Origin of the sequence: Streptomyces hygroscopicus (assembly GCF_026168105.1) — a bacterium.
In the GTDB taxonomy this organism is placed as follows: domain Bacteria; phylum Actinomycetota; class Actinomycetes; order Streptomycetales; family Streptomycetaceae; genus Streptomyces; species Streptomyces hygroscopicus_D.
On sequence record NZ_LBMW01000132.1, the window covers coordinates 1 to 2,347 of the forward strand.

Below are 2,347 nucleotides of genomic sequence, written 5' to 3' on the forward strand. Positions count from 1 at the left end.
GCAGACGTCATGACGGCCTCCGTGCGCAGCGGGTTGATCTCCGAGACGGCGCCGACGAACGTGGTCTTGCCCACGCCGAAGCCGCCCGCCACCACGATCTTGGCGGAGGTGGTGGCCCGCCCTCCATCAGAGCTTGCGAAGTCCACTGAGCACCCTTTCGAGCAGTGTCACGTCCGGCGCGCCGCCGTTGTTCTCGTCGCCACCCGGCTGGTGGATCGCGACGAGTCCGGCTTCCGCGAGGTCCGCGACAAGAATGCGTGCCACACCGAGCGGCATGGCCAGGAGTGCCGACACCTCTGCCACCGACTTCACCTCGCGGCACAGGTGGCAGATCCGCTGGTGCTCCGGGAGCAGTCCCATCAGCTGGGCCGGGTCGGCCGTCGTGCTGATCAGCGCCTCTATGGCGAGCTGATAGCGCGGCCGGGTCCGGCCGCCGGTCATCGCGTACGGACGTACCAGCGGCTGGTCGCCCTCGTCCCCGTACGGCTCGGCGTACGGATCATGATGGGCGGTGGGCGGGGTCATGAATCCTCCGGGCGGGACAGCAAGTCGGTCAGTCGTGCCGTCTGACGGGGCCGGTGGGGGGATTGTGGCGGCCGGACGGTGATTTGGTGAGGTGGGTGGTGCCGGGGCCGGTCAGTGGAGCAGACTGCCCTGCAGTTCGGCGCGCAGGTCGGGCGTGAGTACCGCGCCCGCCCGGTCGACCAGCAGGGCCATCTCGTAGCCGACCAGACCGATGTCGCACTCGGGGTGGGCGAGTACGGCGAGTGACGAGCCGTCCGAGATGGACATCAGGAACAGAAAGCCGCGTTCCATCTCGACGACCGTCTGCGCCACGGTACCGCCCTCGAAGATCCGGGATGCCCCGGCAGTCAGCGAGGTGAGGCCGGACGCCACGGCCGCGAGCTGGTCGGCGCGGTCGCGCGGGAAGCCTTCGGACATCGCCAGAAGGAGTCCGTCGGCGGACACGACGACGGTGTGGGACACCCCGGGGGTGTTGTCCACGAAGTTGGTGATCAACCAGTTGAGATTCTGTGCCGCCTGGCTCATCGGGCTCAACTAACGCTCCTGCTGGTGAGTGGGGCTGGGGAAGCTGCCGGTCTGGCCGGTACCGGCCTGGCGACCCTGGGCGATGCCCCGTCGGAGATTGGTCAGCCGGCCGCGTACTTCGTCGGGCGCACGCGAGACCTGCGGACCGTTTTGGTGCTGTTGCTGCTGGGCCGTGCCCGGCACGAGGTTCGCGCGCGGGACCCGGCGCGGCAGGCCGGAGGTGGTGACGCCGCCCGCGGCGGGCTGCCGCACACGCTCGGCCTGACGGACGAGTTCGTCGTTCGGAGAGGTACGCCAGGCCGTGGGGGCCGGACGCTGGGGTGCCGCGGGCTGCTGTTGCTGCTGCGGGGCCTGTGCCGCGGAGCCGTTGCTCTGGTGCCGGTCACCGTGGAACCAGTTCGTCTCGAGCGTGTCGTACAGCGGCGTACGCCCGTCGCCGGGGCCCGCCGGCGGCAGAGCCTCGGGCTCCTGACGACGCTGCTGCTGCGGACGCTGCGGGGCGGCCGGGCGGGAGACACTGTAGCCTTCGCCCCCCGCCGCCGGCCGCTCGAACTGGCCGGTGGAGGAGGAGTTCTGCTGGTTTCCGTAGCCCGGCGCCGCGAACTGGCCCGTGCCCGAGCCGTCGTAGCCCTGCGGGGCGAACTGGCCGGTGGAGGCCGGGTCCTGGGCGCGGCCGGGAGCCGGGTACTGGCCCGTGTCCTGACCACGGCCCGCCGGGTACTGGCCCGTCGCACCGCTCTGGTTCGGGGTGCCGAAGATGTCCGAGCGGACGAACTGCCCGCTGTTGCCCACGCTGCCCGCACCGGGCCGCGTGGCGTCGAAGTCCGGTCGCGGGTACTCGGAGGCGGAAGCGGGGCCCTGGCGGTCGTCGGCGCGCGGAGTCCCCGCGGCCCGGCCGGGTCCCTGACGGTCGTCGATACGGGGCATGGGCGAGGTCGCGGACAGGGCGTCCGGCTCCTCGTGGCCGCGCGGGGTGTCCAGCGAGGCGCGCGGCACCGGCGGCTGCGCGTTCTCGTCGCTCCAGCTCGGTGTGCGCTGCTGCTGGTCGCCACCGGGCAGCTCGGCGCGCGGACCACCGCGCCCGGGCAGCTGCGGCCGACGGCGTCCACCGCGCTCCTTGGGCTTCTGCGGCTGCTGCGGCGGTTCGGCCGCCGGGGCGCCGTCGCCGAAGCCGGCCGAGCGCGTGCCGGAGCCGCCGTCGCCGAAACCGCCCTGGCGGGAGCCCGGGTCCTGGAAGGCCTGGGCCGACTGCGGTCCCTGGGAACCGCCCTGCCCGAAGGCACCGGCACCGGAACCC

At 72.8% G+C, this 2,347-nt stretch carries 2 protein-coding genes and 2 pseudogenes; all 4 read right to left on the reverse strand.

Annotated features, from left to right (window positions below):
* Nucleotides 1–146, reverse strand: a pseudogene (locus tag AAW14_RS39180) (ATP/GTP-binding protein); the annotation flags it as partial.
* On the reverse strand, nt 127–525 hold the full coding sequence (locus AAW14_RS39185; RefSeq protein ID WP_055493544.1) for a DUF742 domain-containing protein: 399 nt from the start codon (nt 523–525) through the stop codon (nt 127–129). The gene AAW14_RS39185 and the pseudogene AAW14_RS39180, both read right to left, overlap by 20 nt.
* A gap of 111 nt (nt 526–636) precedes the next feature.
* Nucleotides 637–1,050, reverse strand: coding sequence for a roadblock/LC7 domain-containing protein (locus AAW14_RS39190; RefSeq protein ID WP_037654657.1), 414 nt, complete (start codon nt 1,048–1,050; stop codon nt 637–639).
* A gap of 9 nt (nt 1,051–1,059) precedes the next feature.
* Nucleotides 1,060–2,347 (reverse strand): annotated as a pseudogene (locus tag AAW14_RS39195) (hypothetical protein); the annotation flags it as partial.

Bases quoted from the DNA above. Each gene is read 5' to 3' on its own strand.
- AAW14_RS39190 (WP_037654657.1), bottom strand. From the start codon at position 1,050: ATGAGCCAGGCGGCACAGAATCTCAACTGGTTGATCACCAACTTCGTG.
- AAW14_RS39185 (WP_055493544.1), bottom strand. From the start codon at position 525: ATGACCCCGCCCACCGCCCATCATGATCCGTACGCCGAGCCGTACGGG.